At 64.1% G+C, this 23,444-nt stretch carries 18 protein-coding genes; 4 read left to right on the top strand and 14 right to left on the bottom strand.

Going from position 1 to position 23,444, the window contains the following annotated elements; genetic code table 11:
• Positions 1 to 41 precede the first annotated feature (41 nt).
• Genes DK842_RS15105 through DK842_RS15095 form a run of 3 tightly spaced genes read left to right on the top strand, consistent with a single transcriptional unit; the run spans position 42 to position 3,565 of the window.
• Positions 42 to 1,499: an alkaline phosphatase gene (locus DK842_RS15105; RefSeq protein WP_114063752.1), complete on the top strand. Its 1,458-nt coding sequence runs from the start codon at positions 42 to 44 to the stop codon at positions 1,497 to 1,499.
• A 14-nt stretch (positions 1,500 to 1,513) separates the two neighbouring features.
• Positions 1,514 to 2,872, top strand: coding sequence for an alkaline phosphatase (locus DK842_RS15100; protein WP_232538493.1), 1,359 nt, complete (start codon positions 1,514 to 1,516; stop codon positions 2,870 to 2,872).
• A 51-nt stretch (positions 2,873 to 2,923) separates the two neighbouring features.
• Positions 2,924 to 3,565 (top strand): hypothetical protein, encoded by a 642-nt coding sequence (locus tag DK842_RS15095; protein ID WP_114062184.1) that lies wholly within the window; start codon positions 2,924 to 2,926, stop codon positions 3,563 to 3,565.
• Here the strand turns inward: DK842_RS15095 and DK842_RS15090 are convergent.
• Positions 3,544 to 4,332, bottom strand: a complete 789-nt coding sequence (locus DK842_RS15090; protein WP_114062183.1) for an AraC family transcriptional regulator — start codon at positions 4,330 to 4,332, stop codon at positions 3,544 to 3,546. The genes DK842_RS15095 and DK842_RS15090 overlap by 22 nt on opposite strands.
• Positions 4,333 to 4,426: 94 nt before the next feature.
• On the opposite strand from DK842_RS15090, the gene DK842_RS15085 reads away from it, so the two are divergent.
• A complete protein-coding gene (locus DK842_RS15085) occupies positions 4,427 to 5,551 on the top strand; it encodes a multidrug effflux MFS transporter (protein WP_114062182.1) in 1,125 nt (374 codons plus the stop codon).
• 66 nt (positions 5,552 to 5,617) lie between these two features.
• Here DK842_RS15085 and DK842_RS15080 read toward each other — a convergent pair whose 3' ends face one another.
• The 13 genes from DK842_RS15080 to DK842_RS15020 form a co-directional block, all read right to left on the bottom strand.
• Positions 5,618 to 6,376 (bottom strand): YdcF family protein, encoded by a 759-nt coding sequence (locus DK842_RS15080; RefSeq protein ID WP_114062181.1) that lies wholly within the window; start codon positions 6,374 to 6,376, stop codon positions 5,618 to 5,620.
• Positions 6,377 to 6,433: 57 nt separating this feature from the next.
• Positions 6,434 to 7,237, bottom strand: coding sequence for a substrate-binding periplasmic protein (locus DK842_RS15075; RefSeq protein ID WP_145964048.1), 804 nt, complete (start codon positions 7,235 to 7,237; stop codon positions 6,434 to 6,436).
• Positions 7,238 to 7,792: 555 nt separating this feature from the next.
• A complete protein-coding gene (locus DK842_RS15070; protein ID WP_114062179.1) occupies positions 7,793 to 8,503 on the bottom strand; it encodes an ABC transporter ATP-binding protein in 711 nt (236 codons plus the stop codon).
• Positions 8,500 to 9,270 carry an ABC transporter ATP-binding protein gene (locus tag DK842_RS15065; protein ID WP_114062178.1) on the bottom strand — a complete coding sequence of 257 codons (771 nt, stop codon included), beginning with the start codon at positions 9,268 to 9,270 and terminating at the stop codon, positions 8,500 to 8,502. Before DK842_RS15065 ends, DK842_RS15070 begins: the two co-directional genes overlap by 4 nt.
• A gap of 2 nt (positions 9,271 to 9,272) precedes the next feature.
• The gene (locus tag DK842_RS15060) at positions 9,273 to 10,364 is read right to left on the bottom strand and encodes an ABC transporter permease subunit (protein ID WP_114062177.1); all 1,092 of its coding nucleotides are present in this window, start codon (positions 10,362 to 10,364) and stop codon (positions 9,273 to 9,275) included.
• 16 nt (positions 10,365 to 10,380) lie between these two features.
• On the bottom strand, positions 10,381 to 11,310 hold the full coding sequence (locus DK842_RS15055; protein WP_114062176.1) for a branched-chain amino acid ABC transporter permease: 930 nt from the start codon (positions 11,308 to 11,310) through the stop codon (positions 10,381 to 10,383).
• A gap of 712 nt (positions 11,311 to 12,022) precedes the next feature.
• Entirely contained in the window at positions 12,023 to 13,369 is a 1,347-nt protein-coding gene (gene astB, locus DK842_RS15050) for an N-succinylarginine dihydrolase (protein WP_114062175.1), read from the bottom strand.
• Between the two features lie 11 nt (positions 13,370 to 13,380).
• Positions 13,381 to 14,841 (bottom strand): succinylglutamate-semialdehyde dehydrogenase, encoded by a 1,461-nt coding sequence (astD, locus tag DK842_RS15045; RefSeq protein WP_114062174.1) that lies wholly within the window; start codon positions 14,839 to 14,841, stop codon positions 13,381 to 13,383.
• Positions 14,841 to 15,884 carry an arginine N-succinyltransferase gene (astA, locus tag DK842_RS15040; protein WP_114062173.1) on the bottom strand — a complete coding sequence of 348 codons (1,044 nt, stop codon included), beginning with the start codon at positions 15,882 to 15,884 and terminating at the stop codon, positions 14,841 to 14,843. Before astA ends, astD begins: the two co-directional genes overlap by 1 nt.
• Before the next feature lie 12 nt (positions 15,885 to 15,896).
• Positions 15,897 to 16,916: an arginine/ornithine succinyltransferase subunit alpha gene (gene aruF, locus DK842_RS15035; protein WP_114062172.1), complete on the bottom strand. Its 1,020-nt coding sequence runs from the start codon at positions 16,914 to 16,916 to the stop codon at positions 15,897 to 15,899.
• A gap of 142 nt (positions 16,917 to 17,058) precedes the next feature.
• The gene (locus DK842_RS15030) at positions 17,059 to 18,273 is read right to left on the bottom strand and encodes an aspartate aminotransferase family protein (RefSeq protein WP_114062171.1); all 1,215 of its coding nucleotides are present in this window, start codon (positions 18,271 to 18,273) and stop codon (positions 17,059 to 17,061) included.
• Between the two features lie 874 nt (positions 18,274 to 19,147).
• The gene (locus tag DK842_RS15025; RefSeq protein WP_168194893.1) at positions 19,148 to 19,879 is read right to left on the bottom strand and encodes a substrate-binding periplasmic protein; all 732 of its coding nucleotides are present in this window, start codon (positions 19,877 to 19,879) and stop codon (positions 19,148 to 19,150) included.
• Positions 19,880 to 20,371: 492 nt separating this feature from the next.
• The gene (locus DK842_RS15020; RefSeq protein WP_114063751.1) at positions 20,372 to 23,008 is read right to left on the bottom strand and encodes a family 20 glycosylhydrolase; all 2,637 of its coding nucleotides are present in this window, start codon (positions 23,006 to 23,008) and stop codon (positions 20,372 to 20,374) included.
• Between the last annotated feature and the right edge of the window lie 436 nt (positions 23,009 to 23,444).

Genomic DNA, 23,444 nt, shown 5'->3' with positions numbered 1-23,444 from the left:
TATCATCTGTGCGCATTTTTACTAAAACAAGGTATTCCATGATGCGCACTTTCACCCTCGGCGCCGGCCTGCTGGCAGCGCTGGCCCTGGCCGCCTGCGGCAGCGGCGGCGGAACGTCCTCCCGCTCTCAAGACAACGCTGAAAGCCAGCCCCCCGCGGCGGCTTCCGCCAAGAACGTCATCTTTTTCCTCGGCGACGGCATGGGCATCGCCACCACCACCGCCGCCCGCATTTACGCCGTCGGCGAAGACGGCGAATTGACGATGGACACGCTGCCGGAGTCCGGCTTCGTCAAAACCTTCTCCAACGATGCCCAGGTGACCGACAGCGCGCCGTCGATGTCGGCCTATATGACCGGCGTCAAGATGAACAATGAAGTCATCTCCATGTCCAGCGACACCCAGGCCAAGGCCCCCACCGCCGACCTGACGTCAAACTGCGGCGCAGGCAACGGCAAATCCGTCCCCACGCTGCTCGAGCTGGCCAAGGCCAAGAACTGGGCCACCGGCGTGGTCACCACCACCCGCGTCACCCATGCCACGCCGGCCGCTACCTACGCCCACGTCTGCCACCGCGACGCCGAAGCCGACATCGCCGCCCAACTGGTGCCGGGCGGCGCGCTGTACAACGCATCGCTGCAGGACGGCGTGGACGTGGTGTTCGGCGGCGGCCGCCAGTTCTTCTTGCCCAAAACCGCCGGCGGCAAACGCGCCGACGGCCGCGACCTGGTGGCGGAGCTGAAGGCCAAGGGCTATGGCTACGCCGCCGACAAAACCGCGTTCAGCGCCATCGATCCGGCCAAGACCCAACGCGCCGTCGGCCTGTTCACCAGCAGCCACATGAGCTACGACCTGGACCGCGACTCGAACAAGGAGCCCAGCCTGGCGGAGATGACCGCCAAAGCCATCGACCTGCTGACGAACCGCAGCGGCAAGCAAGGCATGTTCCTGATGGTGGAAGGCGGCCGCATCGACCATGCTCTGCATGAAACCACTGCCAAGAAAGCGCTGCAGGACACCGTGGCCTTCGACCAGGCCATCCAGGCCGCGATAAGCGCGATGCAGCAGAAAGATCCCGGTCTGAAGAACACGCTGATCGTCGTCACCGCCGACCACGACCACACCCTGGTGCTGAACGGCTACGCCAAGCGCACCGGCAAGACGGCGCCGGGGAATCCGGGCGTGCTGGGCTTGGCCAAGGACTACGTCAGCGGCAAAAACCTGACCGATGCCGACGGCATGCCCTATTCCATCATCGGTTTCGGCAACGGCGAAAACCGCGTCGCCGGCAACCGCAACGCGGCGGCCGCGCTGACCGACGACGCGGTCTCGGCCGACAACTATCACCAGGAAGCGGCGATACGGATGCCGGCCGGAGGCGAAACCCACGGCGGCACCGACGTCTACATCGGCGCCATCGGCCAGGGCGCCGACAGCATCCACGGCTTCCTGGAAAACATAGAAGTGTTCGGACTGGTCAAGAAGGCCGCCGGCCTGTGATGGAGAACAATAAAATGCAAACCGCGATGAAAACCCTGCTGGCCGCCGCCGTGCTGGCCGCGCTGCCCGCCATCCCCGCCCACGCCGCCGGCGAGGCCAAGAACGTGATCTTCTTTCTCGGCGACGGCATGGGGCCGGCCACCGTCACCGCTGCCCGCATCTACCAATACGGCGAGAGCGGCAAGCTCGCTATGGAGAAGCTTGACCGCACCGCGCGCATCAAGACCTTCTCCAACGACGCCCAGACCACCGACAGCGCGCCGTCGATGTCGGCCTATATGACCGGCGTGAAGATGAACAACGAGGTGATCTCGATGTCGTCCGACACCCGCGCCATCGAGCCCAACAGCGACGGCACCGGCAACTGCGGCAGCAATAACGGTTCGCCCGCCGCCACGCTGCTGGAACTGGCCAAGGCCAAGGGCAAGGCCATCGGCGCGGTCACCACCACCCGCGTCACCCACGCCACGCCGGCCGCCACCTATGCCCACGTCTGCCACCGCGACGCCGAATCCGACATCATCGCCCAGGCGGTGCCCGGCGGCGCCGGCTACAACGCCAAGCTGGGCAACGGCCTCGACGTGCTGATGGGCGGCGGCGGCAAATTCCTGCTGCCCAAGGCCAGCGGCGGCAAACGCGGCGACGGCCGCAACTTGCTGCAGGAATTCGCCGCCAAGGGCTATCCGGTGCTGCAGACCGGCGCCGACCTGGCCGCCTTCGACGCCAAGTCGGCTAGCCGCGTGGTGGGCATCTTCGGCAAGGACCACCTGGAATACGAGCTGGACCGCGTCAAGAACAAGGCGGACCAGCCCAGCCTGGCGCAGATGACCGCGGCGGCGATAGACGTGCTGGCCAAGAACGGCAATGGCTACGTGCTGATGGTGGAAGGCGGCCGCATCGACCACGCGCTGCACGGCACCAACGCCAAGCGCGCGCTGGCGGACGCCGTCGCTTTCGACGACGCGATCAAGACCGCATTGGCCAAGGTGGATCTGAACAATACCCTCGTGGTCGTTACCGCCGACCACGACCACACCATGACCATCAATGGCTATTCCAAGCGCGGCAACCCCATCCACGACATCTCCCGCGGCTACGCGGATGGCCAGCCGTCCAAGGACGCCGACGGCGCGGTCTACACCACGCTGGTGTTCGGCAACGGCCCCAACCGCAAGCCCACCCGCGTGTCGGTGGATTCGGCTACCGCCACCGCCGACGACTACCAGCAGGAAACCGGCATCCGCCTGTCCAGCGAAACCCACGGCGGCGGCGATGTGATGCTGATGTCCGGCGGCGCCGGCAGCAAGGGCTTCAAGGGCGTGATGGACAACACCAAGGTGTTCGGCCTGGTGAAATCCGCGCTCGGCCTGTAACCCCTCCCGCGCGCGGCCGACCGGCCGCGCGCTTCGCTTTGGAAGATATCGATGAAAGTCTTGTCTCTCGCCGCGCTGGCTCTTGTCGCCCAGCAGGCGCTAGCCGCTTCGCCCGACCTGCAGGCCGTCGTCCGCTACGAAACCGTCAGCCAGGGCGCCGACGGCGTCGAGAAAACCGTTCGCTACAGCGAACGATGGGTGCGCCAGAACGGCCATGTCTGGCGCGAACGGCTGAACGCGGCCGCGCCGCACCGCCACGACGACGACGGCCACCAGCACCTGGACTTCGCCGCCGCGCCGCGCCATGTCTGGCGCAATGCCAAGGGCGAACTGCGAGTGGAATTCGTCCACGCCGCCAAACGGGAAAGAATCGTGGTGGAAAAGCGGGAATGGAACGACGCCGGCTTCGACGGCTCCTGGGCGCGCGCCAGCCAGTTGGTCGATGCCTCGCAACTGCGCGGCTTCGCCAAAAAGCATGAAAGCGCGGACGTCGCCATCTACCGCAAGGCCGGCAAGACGCTGCGCTGGAGCGAGCGCTGGCAGATGCCGTTGCAAGTGACCTTGCGTTCGGTCGATGGCCGCCAGCGCGAAACCATCACCGTAGCGCCGCAAGCGCTGCCTGCCGGCGCCGTCCCGCCCTGGCGGCGCAGCGCGGCCTGGCCCGCGCGCGACTACCTGGACACGCTGGACTGATCCCGGTCCCTGGCGTAGCGCGCCGGCGTTTCGCCCGCATGCTGGCGGAAAAAAGCGATGAAGGCGCTGTCGCTGGCGAACTCCAGCCGCTGCGCCGCCTCGCCCGCGCTCGCCCCCTCCGCCAACAGCTCCATCGCCTTCAATAACCGCCATTGCTGCCGCCAGGCCTGGTAGCTCATCCCGGTTTCCTTGACGAAAATCCGGCTCAGCGTGCGCTCGCACGCGCCTGCCTTGTCCGCCAGCGGGCCCAACCTGGGCGGCAACCCGCCATGCCGCAGCGAGTTCAGCCATGATGCCAGCCGCGGATCGGTCGGAAACGGCAGCCGCCAGTTTTCTCCGCGCGCCGCCAGCAGCTCCTCGCCGAACACCGCCAGCAGGCTGGCCTGCCTCTCCTCCGCCATCTCCCATGGCCAGAACGCCATCCGCTCTATCGCCTCGCGCAGCAGCGGATTGACCTCGAACACCTGCAGCGGCGGGGCCGGAAACGGCAAGTCGGCGCGGAAATACAGCGAACGGTAGGCGACCACGCCGCGCATCAACGCGCGATGGAGGGTGCCGGCCGGAATCCAGGCCGCTCGGCTTGGCGGCAACAGACACAGCGTGTCCGCCAGTTCGATGGTGATGCAGCCGCCGGCTGCGAACAGCAATTGATGCCGGCGATGGCAATGGCGGCCGGAGTCGTGCTCGCCCATGTCGGCCGCGATGCCGATCACCGGCGCGTCGAAGGCGTCGGCATGGAATGCCTGTCCAGGCGCTATCTTGGCCATTTGTCCGATTTTTTACATATATAGTCCTGATTATTGTAATCAGACTTTTCCGCCGCCACTAGACTGTCGGTCTTCAAGATTTGAGGAAAGACCCATGAACACAATGACTCGAGCGCCGCTGTGGCTGTTGACGGCGCTGATCATGTTTCCGCAACTGGTGGAAACCATCTACAGCCCGGCGCTGACCGACATCGCCGCGACCTTCGGCGTCAGCCATGCCCGCGCGTCGCAGACGCTGTCCGTCTACTTCCTGGCCTTCGCCGCCGGCGTCGCGCTGTGGGGCTGGCTCAGCGACGCGCTGGGCCGCCGCCCGGCGATGCTGCTGGGCCTGGCTTGCTACGGCGCGGGCTCCGCGCTGGCGCTGGCCGCGCCCGATTTCGAAACGCTGCTGCTGGCGCGGATGATTTCCGCGCTCGGCGCGGCGGCCGGCTCGGTGGTGGTGCAGACCATGCTGCGCGACAGCTACGACTCGATCCGGCTGGCGCGCGTATTCTCGCTGCTGGGCGCGGCGCTGGCGCTGAGCCCGGTGCTGGGCCTGTTCAGCGGCGGCTGGCTGGCCGGCCGTTTCGGTCATCGCGGCGTGTTCGCCGCCCTGCTTGTCCTCGCCTTCGCGCTGTTTGCGCTGGCGGCGCTGCGGCTGCCGGAAACCCGCCCCATCGGCACGGCCCGGCCCGATATGGCTCCGCTCGCCAAACGAATGTTGCGCGATGCCGGACTGTGGCGCGACGCGATGCTGGTGGCGCTGTTCAACACCATGCTGTTCAGCTATTACAGCCTGGCGCCGTTTCTGTTCGAGCGCCAGGGGTGGACGCCAAGCCAGTTCGGCTGGTCCGGCGCCGCGCTGGCCGCGGCCTCTTTGACCGGCAGCCTGCTGAACCGCAGGCTGCTGGGACGGGGGTGGCAGCCGGCGCAACTGGTGCGGGCCGCCTGCCGGCTGGCCATGCTGTCCAGCCTGGCCGCCTGGCTGCTTGGCGATTCGGCCTGGATACTGCTGCCCGTGACCGGGGTGGTGGTCGCCTTCGGCATCGCCATACCCAATGTGCTGAGCCAGGCGCTGCGCCACTACCGCGAACAGGCCGGCGCCGCCGGCGCCTTGTTCGGCCTCAGCTACTATCTGCTGCTGAGCGTGATGCTGGGCCTGGCCGGTCTGGCGCAAAATCTCGGCCTCGCGCTGAGCGTCTGCGCCGCCGCCGCGCTGCTGTGCCGCGCCAAAGCCTGAGCATTCCACGCCCCTCGCCACGCCGGCCGGGGGCGTTTTCGCGTCGGCTCACGGTTTGAGCTGCGCTCAAGCGCCCGGCCGCAAGCGGTAGTACAACAGGCCGATGTACTCTCGCAGCAGCACGTGGCAATTGCGCATCGCGCCGCCGCTGGGCACGTATCGCATGAAAGCGGGGCCTTCGTAGCGGATCAGTCCGGTCGGCGCCGGCAGCACCTGTAATCCCTGGCGTTGGAAAAACGGCACCGCCCGGGCCAGGTGCCAACCCTGGCTGACCAACGCGATGCGGGTCGCGCCGGCGGCCTTGAGCATGGGCGCGGACAGCTGCGCGTTTTCCAACGTAGTGCTGGAGCGGCTTTCCACCCAACGCGCGGTAAAGCCGTAATCCTGCTGCAGGGTTCGAGCCATGACTTCGCCCTCCGGCACGCCGCCCAGCGGCGCGCCGCCGGTCACCAGCAGCGGCTTGTGGCTGTGCCGCGCCAGATAAGCGCCGTAGCGCAGCCGCGCCAGGGTGTCGTCGCCTGGAACGATGGCCTCGTATTCGCTGGCCTGGCGCTTGCCTCCGCCCAGCACCACGATGGCGTCCACCGAACTCAAGTCCGCCGGCCGTATCGTCGGATAGCGCTCCACGCCCTGCGCCAGCCATATCGCCGTCTGCGGAATCGACAACAAATACGTCAATGTCACGCCGAAAGCCAGAAGCAGCCTTCCCGCGCGCGGCCAGCGGCGGATCACCGCCGCGCCCGCGACGATGGGCAGCAGATTGAGCAGCGGCGGCAACAGCAGTGCCCCCAGCAACGCATGCGATACAACCGTCAGACTCGCCATCGCTTTCCTTTATGCAAATGCGCCCATCAATACGCTGTTTGCGCCAGGGCACCCCGATTAATCCGGCACCTGCTCGCCGGGCAGCCAGCGATGATAAATCGCCGCGAAGCTGCCGTCTCTCTTCATATCCTCCAGCGCCCGCTGCCAGGTTCGCACCACTTGGTCTGAGGTGATTTTCGAGAAAGCGATGTAACCGTAGGTATGCGTGAAGGTCAGCAGCTTGCGCACTTCATTGCCACGATAGCCCTGTTGTCGCAACTGGATGGGCAGCGTGGTGTTCTCGCTGGCGATGACCTCGGTCCGGCCCAGCATCAGCATCGTTATCATCTGATTCGGCGTCGCGACGGTGCCCAGATTAGAAAACCCCTCGTCGATCAACACTTGCTGCAGGTACCAATCCCGCACCACCAGTATCTGGCTCAAGCGCTTGGCCTCGTCCAGAGAGTCCGCGCGGGCATGGCTGTCCTGACGCACGAAAAGGCTGCCCGAGGTCATCGTCACCGGTCCTACCCACTTGAACATGCCCTCCCGCTCTCGAATGCGGTTGGTATTGAACAACGCCGTATCGGCCTTGCTCTGCGCCAGACGGTATGCCCGGGCCCAGGGCATCACTTCGATCGCGTCACGGCTGCCGACGCGACGCTGTATCTCGCGAACGATCTCCACCACCATGCCCGCCGGCTTGCCGCTGGCGGAATAAGTCAAAGGGGGGTCGTCCTCTGTCAACAGGACAAGCGGCGGCAGGCTAGCCGCCACGCTGGTCGTCGCAACCAGCATCAGAAGCCACAATCCACGAATCATCGCGACCTTCTCCGCAGGCTGCCATTTTTTGACTGTAGCGCCGAAGGCCGTGCCGCTCAACTTCCATCCTCGTTCCCGACGCGCCGGCTCGGCAAATCAGATCATGCCGCATGAGCCGCCACATCACTCGAGGCATCGCCCTGGCGAACCGGAGTGCTTCGACTCTGGTCCAGTGGCGGCGAACCGCCTGCCCCCCAAAAGTAGCAAACACGCGGCATCCATTTCTGCTCCCGGCCAGATGCGAAGCGCCGGCAAGGCATCTTTCGCTATTGTCCGCGGCGGCTGCGCGCGGCGCGCCGCTCGATTTGCATGGCCACGGCATGAGAAACAATGGATCACACTTCAATATTAATGCCATGCCAAACCCCGCCAATGCCACCGCTGACTAGCGCGCCAAGAACCAGCGCGTGATTTCCGGCCACGCCCTGCTGTTGCCGCTCAGCCGCGTCCAGCTAGACGCTCGCCCGCCCGATCAGACTGACACACTTGTTGGCGGCGGCAACGACACCCTGGAACTTGCGCGCGCCTGTCCGGCTGAAGCAGGCCGGCGCAACCCAGACAAAAACCCCCTGCCGGCTTGAAGCCGGCAGGGGGTTGGCAAGGACAATCCCGAGCTTATTCGCCCAGGTAGGCGTTGCGCACGCGCTCGTCGTTGAGCAGCTCCTTGGCGTCGCCGCTCATGGAAATGCGGCCGCTCTCCATCACGTAGCCCCGCTGCGACACTTCCAGCGCCAGCTTGGCGTTCTGCTCCACCAGCAGCATGGTCACGCCCTGCTTGGACACCATCTGAATGATCTCGAAGATCTTCTCCACGATGATGGGCGCGAGGCCCATCGACGGCTCGTCCAGCAACAGCAGCTTGGGCTTGGACAGCATCGCCCGGCCCATCGCCACCATCTGCTGCTCGCCGCCCGACAGGGTGCCGGCCAGCTGCAGGCGGCGCTCCTTCAGACGCGGGAACAGTTCGTAAACGTGTTCGATCTCGCTCTGGATGGCCGCCTTGTCATTGCGATAGTAGGCGCCCATCTGCAGGTTTTCCTCCACCGTCAGCTTGGCGAACACGCCGCGGCCTTCCGGCACCATGGCGAGACCGTGGCGAACGAAATCGTGCGAAGGAATGCTCGCCGCATCCTTGCCGTCGAACTGTATGCTGCCGCCGGATTTCTTGACCATGCCCACCAGCGTCTTCAGCGTGGTGGTCTTGCCGGCGCCGTTGGCGCCGATCAGCGTGACCAGCTCGCCCTGCTCGATATGAAAATCGATCCCTTTTACCGCCTGAATGCCGCCATAGGCCACTTGCAGGTTTTTGACTTCCAGAATGCTCATGCGTGGGCCGCTCCCAGATAGGCTTCGATCACTTTCGGATTGCGGCGCACGTCTTCCGGCACGCCTTCGGCGATTTTCTTGCCGTAATCCAGCACCGCGATGCGGTCGCACAGACCCATCATCAGCTTGACGTCGTGCTCGATCAGCAGCACGGTGACGCCGCCGTCGCGGATCTTGCTCATCAAGGCCTTCAACTCTTCGGTTTCGCGCGGGTTCATGCCGGCCGCCGGCTCGTCCAGCGCCAGCAGCTTGGGCTCGGTGGCCAGCGCGCGGGCGATCTCCAGCCGGCGCTGGTGGCCGTAGGACAGGTTGCGCGCGCGCTCCTCCGCCACGTCGGCGATGCCCACATACTCCAGCAGCTCCCAGGCCTTGGCCTCGATCGACCGCTCCTCCGCCATCGTGCCCTTGTCGCGCAGCACCGCGCCCAGCGCCCCCGCCTTGGAGCGAATATGGCGGCCCACCATCACGTTTTCCAGCGCCGTCATCTCGGCGAACAGGCGGATGTTCTGGAAGGTGCGGGCAATGCCGGCCGCCACTACGATGTGCGGCTTCTGCTGGAACAGATTGTGTCCGTCGAACTCGAACTTGCCCTCGTCCGGCACGTAAAGGCCGGTCAGCACGTTGAACAGCGTGGTCTTGCCGGCGCCGTTGGGGCCGATCAGGCCGTAGATCTCGCCCTTGTTGATGGTCAGGCCGACATCGCTCAACGCGTGCAGGCCGCCGAATCGCTTGTGTATGCCTTCGATTTTCAGCAAAGCTTCAGCCATGATTAACCTTTCTGCACCGCTGCGTCTTCACGGTCGTGGCGGAATTCCGCCTTGCGACGCTTGGACGGCCACATCCCCTCCGGACGGACCAGCATCATCACCACCATCGCCAGGCCGAACAGCAGCATGCGGGCATTCTCCGGATCGATCAGCATCCGGCCGAAGGTTTTCATCTGCAGCGGTCCGATCACATCGCGCAGGATTTCCGGCGCGATGGTCAGCACCACGGCCCCCAGGATCACGCCCGGGATATGGCCCATGCCGCCCAGCACGATCATGGCCAGGATCATGATGGACTCAAGCAGGCTGAACGATTCCGGCGACACGAAGCCCTGGAAGGAAGCGAACAGGCCGCCGGCCACGCCGCCGGACAGCGCGCCCAGGCCGAAGGCCAACAGCTTGATGTTGCGGATGTTGATGCCCATGGCCGCGGCGGCGATGTCGTCCTCGCGCAGCGCCACCCAGGCTCGGCCGATGCGGGAATGCTGCAGGCGCCAGGCCATGATCACCACGCCCACAGTCAATGCCAGGAACAGGTAGTAATACAGGTAAACGCTGTGGAAGCTCAGGCCGAACAGTTCGATGCTCTGCCCCAGCGACGCGCCGCCGATGTGGATGGGATCGATCAGATTGACGCCCTGCGGCCCATTGGTGATGTTGATCGGCGCGTTCAGGTTGTTCATGAAGATGCGCACGATTTCGCCGAAACCCAGGGTCACGATGGCCAGATAGTCGCCTTTCAGCTTCAGCACCGGCGTGCCCAGCAACACGCCGCCCAACGAGGCGAGGACCGCCCCCAGCGGGATGGTGAAGAAGAACAGCCAGTGGATGTCGAAGTGCGGCGAGCTCAGCAGCGCGTAGGCATAGGCGCCGATGGCGTAGAAGGCGATGAAGCCCAGGTCCAGCAGGCCGGCGAAGCCCACCACGATGTTCAGGCCCAGCGCCAGCATCACGTACAGCAGCGCGAAGTCGATGATGCGCACCCAGGAATTGCCCAGCGTGCCGCCCACCAGGAATGGCAGCACGGCGAGAAGGACGGCGCAGGCGGCGAAAACCGCCATTTTCTTGCCGGTGCTCAGATGGTTCAGATCCATGTCTCTCTCCCCCGGATCAGGCGCGGTCGGCCATTTTTTCGCCCAGCAGGCCGGACGGACGGAAGATCAGCACCAGGATCAGCACCATGAAGGCGATGATGTCCTGGTAATTGGAGCCCAGGAAGCCGCCGGTCAGCGTGCCGATGTAACCGGCGCCCAGGCTTTCGATGATGCCCAGCAAGATGCCGCCGGCCACCGCGCCGCCCAGGTTGCCGATGCCGCCCAGCACCGCGGCGGTGAACGCCTTCAGGCCGATCATGAAGCCCATGTAGTAGTGGGCCTGCTCGTAGTTGGTGGCCACCATCACGCCGGCGATGGCGCCCAGGCCGGAGCCGATGACGAAGGTGGCGGAGATGATGGTGTTGACGTTGACCCCCATCAGGCCGGCTACGGCCGGGTTCTGGCTGGTGGCGCGCATCGCGCGGCCCAGCTTGGTCTTCTCCACCATCAGCAACAGCCCGGCCATGATCGCCAGGCACAGCGCGATGATGACGATCTGCAGCTTGGTGATGCTGGCGCCGAAGATGGTCACCACGTCATGGTCCAGAATCTGCGGGAAAGGAATGTAATTGCGGCCCCAGATCAGGATGGCGACCTGCTGCAACACGATGGATAAGCCGATGGCGGTGATCAGCGGCGCCAGGCGCTGCTTGCCCCGCAACGGACGATAAGCGATGCGCTCGATGGTGAAGCCGAGCAGCATGCAGGCGGGAATGGCCACCAGCAGGCCGATCAGCACCAGCGCCGGGCCCGGAAGGTTGATGCCCATGCCCATCAGGGTGGTGATGACGGTGATGGTGACCATGGCGCCGAACATCACCACTTCGCCGTGGGCGAAGTTGATCAGGCCCATGATCCCGTACACCATGGTGTAGCCCAGCGCGATCAGCGCGTAAATGCTTCCCAGAACAAGGCCGTTCAGGATTTGCTGCAGAAAAATGTCCACGTTTGGAGATCTCCTCTGATTGTCTACCCGGCAGCTTTGCGGGATGCATCCTCTTATTGACTGCTGCCTGTTTTATCCGCCCGGGACTGGCCATTTGACTGGCTTCTGTCCGACAGGCGAACCGATTATCACCATGTATCCAATCGACTGTCAATTGCGAACAGCCATCTCAAAAACCCCTGGCGGAACCCGCATTTAAATCAAACTATCCATTTGATTTTAAATGAAAAACACACAACTTCTTCATGTCGAATTTTTCCATCTTCGATACTTGGCAAAACTCTTTCCCTTTTTCATCCGGTTTTACATTTCGGTCATAATTGGCATTCTTTTTATTCACATTCGAACCGCTCCCGCGCCATGCTTGCGCTCATTGCGAACAAACACGCATGAGCATCGTTCATTTGCATACAATCTACAGTACCAATTGCTATCCAATTTCCACGCCGCTCACGCAATTGAAAAATTCTTGCGGCCATTTCCATGCCGGCTGCGACTTCATGCCGACACCCGCCAACTTATGCAACAACCATGCCAATTTTCACCATAGCCCTGCGTTTTGAATGGCGGGCAGCCAATTTGTTAACGGCCGCTAATCGCGGACCGCATGAAAAAACCCGCTCAGGCTGCGCCTGGCGGGTTTGGAGTCGGCAAATGACGGACAAGCGCAGGCCAGCCGGGCTTATGCCGGCCTCAACCCATCGCCGCGCGCTTAAGCCAATTGGAAGGGATACACCATTCCCAGCCCCAAAATGCGCGTCAGCTCGTCCAGCGCGGCCCGACACTCGTTCAACAATTGCGGATCGGCCAGGTCTGCCGGCGCCAGCCGGTCGCGGTAATGGCGGTCTACCCAACCATTGAGCGCCGCGAACAACTCGTCGCTCATCAATACCCGCTGGTTCGCCGCCGCCAGCTCGGTCTCGGTCAAGTCCACGCGCAAGCGCAAGCAAGCCGGTCCGCCGCCGTTCTGCATGCTCTGCTTCAGGTCGAACACCTTGACCTCGTCTATCGGCCCGCCGCTGGCGACAAGCTTTTGCAGATAGCTCCACACCCTCTCGTTGTTGCGGCACTCCTCCGGCACCACGATCAGCATCTTGCCGTTCGGCTTGGTCAGCAGCTGGCTGTTGAAAAGGTAAGTTTTGACGGCCTCCTCCACCGTCACCTCCGCGCGGGGCACTTCGATGGCGGAGAAGCGGCCGCCGCGGGAGGCCAGCTTGCGCGCCAGCTCGTCCAACACCGCCGCTTGATTCAGGAAGGCTTGCTGATGGTGGAACAGCACCTCGCCGTTGCCGACCGAGATCACGTCATTGTGGAACACGCCGGCATCGATGGTGTCCGGGTCCTGCTGGGCGTAGACCACGCCGGCTTCCGTCAAGCCGTGCAGCCGCGCCACGGCCTGGCTGGCCTCCAGCGTCTGCCTGGCCGGGAACTTGGCTGGCTTGGGGTAGCGGCCGTCGAAAGCCGCCGCGCCGAATACGAAGAATTCCACGCCAGGCTGGCCGTAGCCGGCGCAGAAGCGGGTATGGTTGGCCGCGCCCTCGTCGCCGAAGTGCATCTGCGCCGGCAGCGCCTCATGCACCGCGAAGCGCGCCTCGTCGGCGAACATGGCCTGCAACACGCGGCGTGTGGTGGGATGCTCGATCGAACGATGGAACTTGTTGTTCAGATTGGCCGGCGTGAAATGCACGCGGCCATCGGCGGTGTCGGCAGACGGGCTGACCGTGGCCGCATTGGCGGTCCACATGCAGGACGCCGACGTCGCCGCCGCCAGAATGGCGGGCGCCTCCTTGGCGGCGCGGGCGATCGCCTCGGCGTCGCTGCCGCCGAATCCCAACCGGCGCAAGGCCGCCGCGTCCGGCCGCTCCTGCGGCGCCAGCACGCCCTGCTTGAAGCCCAAATCATGCAGCGCCTTCATCTTCTGCAGGCCCTGCTTGGCCGCCAGCCTGGGGTTGGACGCCGCGCTGACGTTGCTGGTGGAGGCGACGTTGCCGAATGACAGGCCGCTGTAGTTGTGCGTCGGGCCCACCAGTCCGTCGAAATTCACTTCATAAGCGTTCATCGTCTCCCCCCTCACAACACGATGCCGGGCGACAGCTGCGCCGGCAGCGCCAGGCTGTCGCACTCCAGCGAGGCCACCGGGTAGGCGCAGTAGTCGGCCGCATAGTAGGCGCTGGGGCGATGGTTGCCGGACGCGCCGATGCCGCCGAACGGCGCGGCGCTGGAAGCGCCGGTCAAAGGCTTGTTCCAGTTGACCACCCCGGCGCGCGATTCCACCCAATAGCGGTCATACAGCTCGCGGCTGTCCGACAACACGCCGCCTGCCAGGCCGAAGCGGGTGTCGTTGGCGATGGCGATGGCTTGGTCGAAATCGGCGTAGCGGATCACCTGCAACAGTGGGCCGAAGAATTCCTCATCCGGGCGGACGACGGCCGTGGTGTCGACGATGCCCGGGGTCAGCATCGCCGCGCCCTCTTCCACGCGGCGCATCGTCAGCAGCGGCTTGCCGCCGGCGGCGATCAACGCCTCCTGCGCCTTGAGCAGCGCGTCGGCCGCGCCATTGGAGATCACCGCGCCCAGGAACGGCGCCGGCTCGGCGTCGTACTTGCCCACGCGCAGCTTGCCGGCCACCTCCACCAGGCGGGCGACGAAACGGTCGCCCCACTCGCCTTGCGGCGCCAGCAGGCGGCGCGCGCAGGTGCAGCGCTGGCCCGCGGAGACGAAAGCGGACTGGATCACGTGATGCACGGCGCCGTCCACATCGGCCACCGGCCCGACGATCAGCGGGTTATTGCCGCCCATTTCCAACGCCAGAATCTTGTCTGGTCGGCCGGAAAACTGCTTGTGCAGCAGCGCGCCGGTAGCGGAGCTGCCGGTGAAAAACAGGCCGTCTATGCCCTCATGGCCGGCCAGGGCCACGCCGGTCTCCTTGGCGCCTTGCAGCAAGCCGAGCACGCCGGCCGGCAAGCCGGCTTCGGCCCACAGCTTGACGGTTTCCTCAGCCGTCCACGGCGTCAGCTCGGATGGTTTGAAGATCACCGCGTTGCCGGCCAGCAGCGCCGGCACGATATGCCCGTTGGGCAGGTGGCCGGGGAAGTTGTACGGGCCGAACACCGCCACCACGCCGTGCGGCTTGTGGCGCAGCACCGCCTGAGCGTCGCCCATCGCCGCGGCGCGCTCGCCGGCGCGTTCGGCCAGCGCCTTCAGCGAGATGTCGATCTTGCCGACCATGGTCGTCACTTCGGTGGTCGCTTCCCACAGCGGCTTGCCGGTTTCCTGGGCGATGACGCGGGCCAGCTGGGCCTTGCGCTCGGTCAGCAACTCGCCGAAGCGGCGCGCCACCGCGGCGCGCGCGTCCAGGCCCATCCGGGCCCAGGCCGGGAAGGCCGCGCGGGCGGCCCGCACCGCGTCGTCCACCTGGTCGGCGCTGGCCGCGCCGCCCAGCCACAGCGGAGCGTTGTCGGCTGGATTGGTCTTGGACATGGCTTCGCCTTCCCCGGCCAGCCATGCGCCATCAATGAACAGACTGCTCATCACACTGTCTCCTTCGGCGTCAGCGTCACGCAGCGGACGTGATCGCCATCCTTTACCTTGAGCGCCTGCGCCAGTTCCGGCGTCAGGCAGAATTCGCCGCGCGGCGCCGCGCACTCCACCAAGACGGCGCGATAGCCTTCCAGCGCGTCGTTGCACACCAGATAGCACTCTTTGTCGCCATCGGGCAGCGGGTCGACGATGCGCGCCGGCAAGCGCTGGCTTTCCTTCACCGCGCGGATGTCGCCGCTGTAAGCCTGCACCGTCGGGCCGGCGTCGAAGATGTCGACATAGCCCTCGTAGCGGAAGCCTTCCGACTCCAGCATCGCCACCGCCGGTCGAGTCGCCTCGTGGGTCAGGCCGATCACCGCCTGCGCTTCCGGCTCCAGGAAGTCCACGTATACCGGATGCTTGGGCATCAGTTCGGCGACAAAGGCTTTCTGGCCGATGCCGGTCAGATAGTCGGCCTCGGCGAAGTCGATGGAGAAGAAGTGGCGGCCCAACGCCTCCCAGAACGGCGAGCGGCCGTTCTCGTCGGATACGCCGCGCATCTCGGCCACCACCATCTTGCCGAACAGCTGCGGAAACTGCGCCAGGAACAGGAAACGGCTCTTGGACAGCAGGCCGCCGTTGCGCTTGACGCGGTAGTCCGGATGCAGATACAGCGTGCACAGTTCGGAATAGCCGGTGTGATCGTTGGACAGGAACAGCGTCTCGTGGCGCGAATACACGCCCAGCTCTTCCGAGGCGTGGACGATGGTGCCGATGCGGTAGTTGTACCAGGGCTCCTTCAGGCCCACGGCGGCTTCGATGGCGCAGATGCCGGCCACCTTGCCGGTTTCGCTATCTTCCAGCACGAATACGTAGCCATGGTCGGCGCGGTCCAGCTCGCCGCCGAAGGACAGCACCGAGCGGGCGATGCGCTTCTGCAGCCGGTCTTCGTTGATGGGCAGCGAAGTGAGGCCGACGCCGCCGCTGGCGGCGCTCTTCGCCAGATCCATCAAGCCCGGCAGGTCCTTGTGCTCTACGGGACGGATAAACATCATGGCCTGCTCTCCTTACGCTTGCTGCGGACCGGCGATGCGCACCGCGTCGCCGCTGGACACGCCCAGCGCCTTGGCCGCATCCGGATTGATGAAGGCGACGCCGTCCACCACGGCCACGCGGGCGGCGGTGGCGGCGAAGCCTGCCAGGCGCTGGTTGCTCACCAGCTGCAGGCTGGCCTGGGCCGGCAGCGCGGCCTGGATCTCCACCGGATAAGTCCGGCTATGCTCCACTGTCTTCAGGCGGTCTATCTCCGCGGTCAGCACCGCGCCGCCGTCGAAGATGTCCAAATAGTTGTCGGCCTCGAAACCCTCGTTGCACAACAACCGGCACACGCGCTCGAAATGCGGGTGGATCTGGCCGATGGCCTGCTGCGCCTCATCCGGCAGCAAGGGCACGTAGATGGGGTAGCTTGGCATCAGCTCGGCGATGAAGGTTTTGCTGTGGCTGACGAAGGCCTGCTCCACTTGCAAGAAATCCAGGTTGAAGAAGCGGCGGCCGATGGCGTTCCAGAACGGCGACTGGCCGGCGTCGTCGTGCACGCCCTGCATCTCGGCGATGATGTGGCGGCCGAAGCGCTCCCGCTCGCTGGCGATGAACAGCAGCCGGGCGCGGGACATCAGCTCGGCCGCTGCCTCCTCCAGCCCGCTGTCGACGTAGAAGCCGCACAGCTGGGCCATGCCGGTCAGGTCATGGCAGATGTTGAGCACGTGGATGCGGTTGTTGACTCGCAACGCGCGGGACGCGTGGACGGCGGTTTCGCTGCGGTAGCTGTAGAAAGGCTCGTCGAAGCCCGCCGACGCGCAGATGGAGGCGGTGCCCACCACCGCGCCGCCCTGCTCCAGCACGAACATATAGTATTCGCTGCCGGCGTCGCCGGTGGCCTCGTGCTCGAAGGCGCTGGCCGATTGCTGGATGCGCTCGAACAGCTTTTCGCGGTTGTTGGGCAGGCTGGTGACGCCGATGCCGCTGGCCTGGGCCAGCCGCTCGATCGCCGGCAAGTCCGAAGTGCGGACGGGACGCACGGTTAACATGGGACATCCTCCCTGGTTTCGCGCAAGCCGCGCCGGATTCGGGCGCAGCCGCAGCCGCGGCCCTGCCGAAGCGGGGTCGTGGCGTTTGAGTCTGGATCTCTGGAAGCCGCGCGGACAGCCCGCGCGGCCGGACTTGCCTGGCTTACTTGGCGGACAGCAGATCGGCGATGGCGGCGTCGAGGCGCTTCAGGCCCTCGTCGATGTCGGCATCGCTGATCACCAGCGACGGCGCCAAACGCAGCACGCTCAGGCCCGCCACCAGAATCATCAGTTGCTGCTTCTCGGCAGCCTTCAGGAACTCGCGCGCGCGGCCGTTGTATTCGTCGGTCAGCACGCAACCGATCAGCAGGCCCTTGCCTCGCACCAGCTTGAACACCTTGTACTTGGCGTTGATCGCCTCCAGGCCGGCCGCCAGGCGGTTGTGGCGCGCCTCGACGCCGGCGAGCACTTCGGGAGAGCTGACGATGGACACCACCTTGTGCGCCACCGCACAGGCCAGCGGATTGCCGCCGTAAGTGGAGCCGTGGCTGCCGATGCCGAAGCTCTTGGCCACTTTCTCGGTGGTCAGCATCGCGCCGATCGGGAAGCCGCCGCCGATGCCCTTGGCGGACGACAGGATGTCCGGGGTCACGCCGTATTGCTGGTAGGCGTACAGCGCGCCGGTGCGGCCCATGCCGCTTTGCACTTCGTCAAAGATCAGCAAGGCGTTGTGCTGGTCGCACAGCTCGCGCGCGGCTTGCAGGAAAGCCGGATCGGCCGGCAGCACGCCGCTCTCGCCCTGAATGGGCTCGATCACCACCGCGCAGGTCTTGTCGGAGATGGCCGCCTTCAGCGATTCGATGTCGTTGAACTCGAAATGATCGATGCCGCCCGGCACCGGACCAAAGCCTTCAGTGTACTTGGGCTGGCCGCCGACGCTGACGGTGAACAGCGTGCGGCCGTGGAAGGAGTTGACGCAGGACAGGATCTGGTTCTTGTCCGCGCCGAAGTTGTCATGAGCGTATTTGCGCGCCAGCTTGAACGCGGCCTCGTTGGCCTCGGCGCCGGAGTTGCAGAAGAACACGCGCTCGGCGAAGGTCTTCTCCACCAGCAGGCTGGCCAGCTTCAGCGCCGGCTCGTTGGTGAACACATTGGACACATGCCACAGTTTGTTCGCCTGCTCGGTCAGCGCGGCCACCAGCTCCGGATGGCAGTGTCCCAGCGAGTTGACGGCGATGCCGCCGGCCAGGTCGACGAATTCGCGGCCGTCCTGATCCCAAACGCGGGAGCCTTCGCCGCGGACCGGGATGAAGCCGGCCGGGCCGTAGTTGGGGACCATGACCTGGTCGAAATCAGCGCGGGTTACCGAATTGCTCATTGATGGTTTTCCTTCCTTGTTCTGTCGTGCGCCAGCGCTTTTTCCGCGCGGCTGTTTTTACATGCTCAATCGATTCTAAAGGAAGCGGACGAGAAGTCACTATCCTGTTTGCGACACCGCCGTACAAAAAGCATCCGCCAAAACACGGTTTCATGTTCGACAATCAGCAATATCCATATTCCATGCCGCCCAGCCCGCTCGCCCCTGTCTGCTGGCGGATGGGAAAAGCATTGGAACCACATCCCGCCATTGGGCGCCCCTCACCGGCCACCCCAAGCAACCGCCGCCACATCGACGCGGAGCGCAACCCACCGTGGGAAACGCCGCGCGCCTTCGCCAACATCGCCAGCTCGCCCCCCTGCCAGACGGAGGCCTCAACAACGGGATTGCGGCTACCCGATCGCAGCACAGCACGCCACGATTTTCGCAGGCAGGATGCGGCTTTATTCTCCACGGGGGGCGAAGCTCTGCGCCCATAAAAAAACCTCCCCATTTTTGGGAAGGCTTTTTTATCCTGGTCGCCACAGGCGCCACACTACGACTTCACGTGCTTGGTGACTTCTTTGTTGGTTGGTGGATGGGCAGTGTCGGATGCTTGGGTGCGTTCGGCGGATCCACATGCCGACGGCGATCATCCGTCCCATCTTCCTTCTTCGGCTTGGGACCGGGCTTGATAGCGCTCATCATTTTGGCTCTCCCCATTTACAGCCACGGTGGCTGCTGCGCATGAGACAGATGCCAGCCCGCCGGAATTCAATATGACAAAAAATTCGATGACGCGCAATGCTTGCCAAGAATACCCTTTGAAACGCCATCTCGAATACCACTGTTAACATTGAGATTTGCAAGCTCAGTCCAACCCACTGCCCTTGACTTACTGAGCCGCCTTGTCAGTTAGCCTGTATTTTCTCTTGAGCGCCATGATCAAAGGCTGGTTTTTGGCAAGAAATTCATTAAATTGCTTGACCACACCGCCTTGCCGGATAGTGGAGAGGAAAAAATCATTACTTTCAAAGGGAAGCTTTTTATCAAAAACCAGAGCGCCAGGCTTGCGAACAACCACATCAAGGTAGTAATTGATTACCACCGAGCTAGCATAAATGGCATCGTAGTGCCCAGTCATCCCCAAGGCGATGACACTTCCAAACGAATCCTCCTGATAGACTCGAATGGTTCCATCATTAATTTTTTGCCGCATGTCTTGATCAAAAGGCCAAGGCGTAAATCCTCGCATGATCACAATACTCTTAAGGGAAGCCTCGGAGAGTTGGTCTACACTCTCCGGCCTCACCAGCAACCCTTCAACGACATTTATGACAGGGCTACTATAAAGGATGTCTTTCCCTTTTTTCAGGTCAACTTGCCAGCGAGGATTGTCTGGATATTTGAAATCAATCGAATTGTCATTCAAGAACGTATGAAACAACCTTGAAACCGGAAGCGGCAGGTAAGTAAATGAATAGCCAGACTGCTTTGCAAACGCATCAAGCAAATCCCTGCCATACCCGGAAAATCTTCCATTGACACAACGATGCAACGGGTAATAGTCAATCTCCTCAACGCCTATGACGAAAGATTTCGCAGCAGCCATGCCGGTGAGCATCATGCAAAAAACCGCTATTGGTATTGATTTCATATTGCACCACGCAATAATATTTGCATTGAAACAGCACGTGCCAGCCTGCCTGTTTAGCGCTTGGCTTTCGCTTATTTACTGTAGAACAAACGTCCAAACTCTGGCCTGGGCAATGTCCCCGCCTCTCTGATGAGCCATCCCTGATGCCTGCGCAAAAGCATAACCGGCGACATGCGCCGGAGCGGGCTCCGCAGCCCAGCCAAGCTACTGCTTTTAGACTTCAAGACATCTGATCCTGCATTGCGCCGACTCGCCACCCGGCTGGCGCTGACCGTGTTGGCGCGCCTTGCCTCGGGCGCGAAGCGGAACGGCGTCAGCTGTTATTCAAGGCCTCGCCATGAAAACAGCGGGCCAGCAGGCCCGCCGTCTCTTCGCCAACCACATCAAACATTCAAACCCTACGCTCGCGGAATGCCACAGCGTTCAAACGCGAGCAAACATCAGGCCCGCATTCGATGCCCCTCACTGCCCGGACAAGGCCTCCGCCCTGCCCGCGCGGCGGCCGTCCTGACTCAGGCCGCGCCAGTAGCGCGCCTGCACTTGCTCGCCGGGATGGTAATCGCGCCATCCGCGGCCATCCTGCGAGTACTGCAGCCTTGCGCCCGGCCACTCGGCAGCCGCCCGCGCGCCGTTGGCGCCAGCCAGCACTGCCGGCATCGGCAGACGGTAACCCACGCCAGCCTTCTCCAGCTTCGCCGCCTCGCGCCAGCCCAGCACCGCGGCGAAGCGCTGCCAGTCGGCGTTCAGCGCCGCCTTGTCCACCAGATGCGTCACGCCCAGCTGATACGTTTCTCCCGCCTTGTACGGCCGCTCCCACGCCGCCTTGTGCCACGCCCGTTCAGCCAGCGCCAACAGCCGCGGATAGGCCATGTATTCGAACTGGCTATCGTTGCGCTGGATCTCGCCCCAGGCCTGGCCCTGGATGCCGGCGAAGCGCGCCGGCGCGGCCGAGCTGGTGACGGAGAAGGGCTTGCCCTGGCGATCCGGCATCACCTCGGCGTTTTGCGGCAGATTGTCCGGCGCGAAGCTGAACACCTTGTAGCTGTCGGTGTCGCGCGAGGCCCAGTAATAGCCGCGCTCATGCGGATTCAACTCATATGGAAAATCGAAATACAGATAATCAGGCGATGCCAGCACGGTCTTGAAACCCTTATTGGCGAAGTCGCTGGCCGCCTGCGCCGCGCCCCAGTACAGCGTGTCCCATTCGGTGACCAGGGTATGGGCGGTAGCGAAATCGGATGCGCCTGCGGCGCCGTGCACGCCGTCCTGCCAAGCCGCCATGGTGGAGATGCCCTGGCCGGCGACGATGCGACTGGCGGTTTGCGCGAACTTCAGCGGCAACTCGTCCACGTTCTGTATCCGGCCCTGGGCGATCAATACCTGGCAAGCCGGCGACCGGCCCCAGGGTTTATCCTGTTTGGCCAGGTCTATCCTTCCCTTGCCCGGATCGGCCCCCTTCAAATCCTGGAAGCCGCCGCCCAACAGGATGTTCTTGGCTTCGTCGCCGCCGAAGTGCCAGGTCTGCAGCGGCTGGCCGGCCTCGCGATGCATCTGGGCCACTTCGGCCACCAGCTTGGCCAGGAAGCGTTCGCTGCCAGGCACGCAAGGGTTCAGATAGGTGCGGCGGTCATAAAACTGCACCGACGTGGTGTTGGACTGATCCAGGGGATCGAGCAAGCGGTACTCGGCCGCCGCCTGCGGCTTGCCCGCCGCGGCCAGCCGACGGTAACGCGCCTCCATGGCCACCACCGCCGCGCGGGCGTGGGCCGGCATGTCGAACTCCGGTATCACCTCGATGAAACGAGACTGGGCGTAACGCACCAGTTCCACATACTGTTCGCGGCTCAGGTAACCGCCGCCGGACTGGTTGGCCGGACCGGAGCCCAGCTGCGGCAGCAGGCAGCGGGTTTCCGCCAGATCGTGGCAGCGGCGCGCGCCGATGTCGGTCAGCTCCGGCAGGCCCGGAATCTGCAGCCGCCAGCCTTCGTCGTCGGACAGGTGCAGGTGCAGCTTGTTGAGCTTGTAGGCTGCCATCTGGTCTATCAGACGGCGCACCGTGGCGGGCTGCTTGTCATTGCGCGCCACATCTATCATGAAGCCGCGGTGCGGATAGCGCGGCGCATCCTCCACCGTCATCCAGCTCACCCGGCCGCCGTTCAGCGGCAGCAAGCCCAGCAAGGTCTGCGCGCCGTAGAACACGCCGGCGGCGTCAAAGCCTTCCACCTCAACGCCGCGGGCGGCGATTTTCAGCCGATAGCCGCCCGGCACGGCGATGTCGGCCGGCAAGCCGGCGCCGACCACCCGCCCCGCCAGCGTCACGCCGCCGCCGCGCAAGCCAAGCTGCGTCGCCCGCTGCGACAGCGCCTGCCGCTGCGCCGGACTCAGGCCAGCCAGGTTGAACGCCAGCCCGCGCACCTCCAGCTTGCCGTCGCCAAGCGTCTGCCGCAGCGCCGAAGGGATCACGCGATTCGCCACCTGCGCCGCCGACAACGGCTCGCCGCGCTGGCTGAAAGTTTGGTAGCGCTGCTCCGGCGTCGCCAGCGGGCGCAGCTCGCCGGCCGGATTCTTCCAGTCGTCGCCCCGCAGCGGCAGCAGATAGCTGGCGTCATCGTCCTGATTGCGGCTCAGCACGGCCGGCGACTGGCCATCCACCACCACGTAGGGACGCGGCAAAACGTCGCTGTCCTGCAAAATCCAGTATTCGTCCACCAGCGGCAATTCCAGCTTCTGTCCCGGCGCCAATCCCTGGAATGCCGCGGTCGGAGTGATCTGGTAGAGGTCGCCGGTGAGATGGCGAATGGCGAACTGCGGCGTATCCAGCTTCAGAATGCGGCGAATGCTGTGCAGGTACAGGCTCCAGCCGCCGCCGGCCGGAACCGCCTGGCCGCCGTGGTTTTCCAATATCAGCCGGCCCTTCAGGCAAGACGCCCAGTCCGCCCCCAGGTCCGCGCATGGCGCGCCGGCAGCCGCTCCCTTATTGCTGTCCACCGCCACCTTGAGCGCCAGGCCGCGCCCCAGTTCCGCCGCATCCGGCGCCGACCACGCCGCTGCCGACAGCGCCGCCAGCACGGCCGCGCCCAGCATTCGCATCGTTCTCATCATCCGCTCCCTCGCTATCCACAAAACCATGGGCCGGAAGCGCGCTTCCGGCGGGGTGACGCTGCCCGAAACTGACAATGCGGACAGCATTGGTATTTAATTGGTATTTCAAGTGGTGTGCAAGAGGTACTGACTATTAGGACTGCTGCAATGCAAACTTTGCGCAACAGGCTTGCGGAAAAAGAACAGGGACATGAAGCGAAACACGAATAGTTGCAAGCTGTTGAAACTTAAAGCCAAGCGGGAGACAGAATACGGCCGGCGCGCCTCTCAGGCGCAGGCCCGCGCTTGCTCTATCTCAAGTCCGCCAGCAATAAAAACGATTCCTATTTGTGTTCGCATTAAGTCGATGTAATAATGGTCCGCTCAATTGACATTCACTGCGCAAATCACAATCCGGCGCCACGACCGGAAGCGGCTTACCAAGCTCGCCGCC

Origin of the sequence: Chromobacterium phragmitis (assembly GCF_003325475.1) — a bacterium.
In the GTDB taxonomy this organism is placed as follows: Bacteria; Pseudomonadota; Gammaproteobacteria; order Burkholderiales; family Chromobacteriaceae; genus Chromobacterium; species Chromobacterium phragmitis.
Note: the sequence above shows the minus strand (reverse complement) of the source record. Positions and strands in the feature narration are given on the sequence as shown.

Bases quoted from the DNA above. Each gene is read 5' to 3' on its own strand.
- aruF (WP_114062172.1), bottom strand. From the start codon at position 16,916: ATGTTAACCGTGCGTCCCGTCCGCACTTCGGACTTGCCGGCGATCGAG.
- DK842_RS15065 (WP_114062178.1), bottom strand. From the start codon at position 9,270: ATGGCTGAAGCTTTGCTGAAAATCGAAGGCATACACAAGCGATTCGGC.
- DK842_RS15090 (WP_114062183.1), bottom strand. From the start codon at position 4,332: ATGGCCAAGATAGCGCCTGGACAGGCATTCCATGCCGACGCCTTCGAC.
- DK842_RS15070 (WP_114062179.1), bottom strand. From the start codon at position 8,503: ATGAGCATTCTGGAAGTCAAAAACCTGCAAGTGGCCTATGGCGGCATT.
- DK842_RS15085 (WP_114062182.1), top strand. From the start codon at position 4,427: ATGAACACAATGACTCGAGCGCCGCTGTGGCTGTTGACGGCGCTGATC.
- astB (WP_114062175.1), bottom strand. From the start codon at position 13,369: ATGAACGCTTATGAAGTGAATTTCGACGGACTGGTGGGCCCGACGCAC.
- astA (WP_114062173.1), bottom strand. From the start codon at position 15,884: ATGATGTTTATCCGTCCCGTAGAGCACAAGGACCTGCCGGGCTTGATG.
- DK842_RS15100 (WP_232538493.1), top strand. From the start codon at position 1,514: ATGCAAACCGCGATGAAAACCCTGCTGGCCGCCGCCGTGCTGGCCGCG.
- DK842_RS15030 (WP_114062171.1), bottom strand. From the start codon at position 18,273: ATGAGCAATTCGGTAACCCGCGCTGATTTCGACCAGGTCATGGTCCCC.
- DK842_RS15020 (WP_114063751.1), bottom strand. From the start codon at position 23,008: ATGAGAACGATGCGAATGCTGGGCGCGGCCGTGCTGGCGGCGCTGTCG.
- astD (WP_114062174.1), bottom strand. From the start codon at position 14,841: ATGAGCAGTCTGTTCATTGATGGCGCATGGCTGGCCGGGGAAGGCGAA.
- DK842_RS15095 (WP_114062184.1), top strand. From the start codon at position 2,924: ATGAAAGTCTTGTCTCTCGCCGCGCTGGCTCTTGTCGCCCAGCAGGCG.
- DK842_RS15080 (WP_114062181.1), bottom strand. From the start codon at position 6,376: ATGGCGAGTCTGACGGTTGTATCGCATGCGTTGCTGGGGGCACTGCTG.
- DK842_RS15025 (WP_168194893.1), bottom strand. From the start codon at position 19,879: ATGATGCTCACCGGCATGGCTGCTGCGAAATCTTTCGTCATAGGCGTT.
- DK842_RS15105 (WP_114063752.1), top strand. From the start codon at position 42: ATGCGCACTTTCACCCTCGGCGCCGGCCTGCTGGCAGCGCTGGCCCTG.
- DK842_RS15060 (WP_114062177.1), bottom strand. From the start codon at position 10,364: ATGGATCTGAACCATCTGAGCACCGGCAAGAAAATGGCGGTTTTCGCC.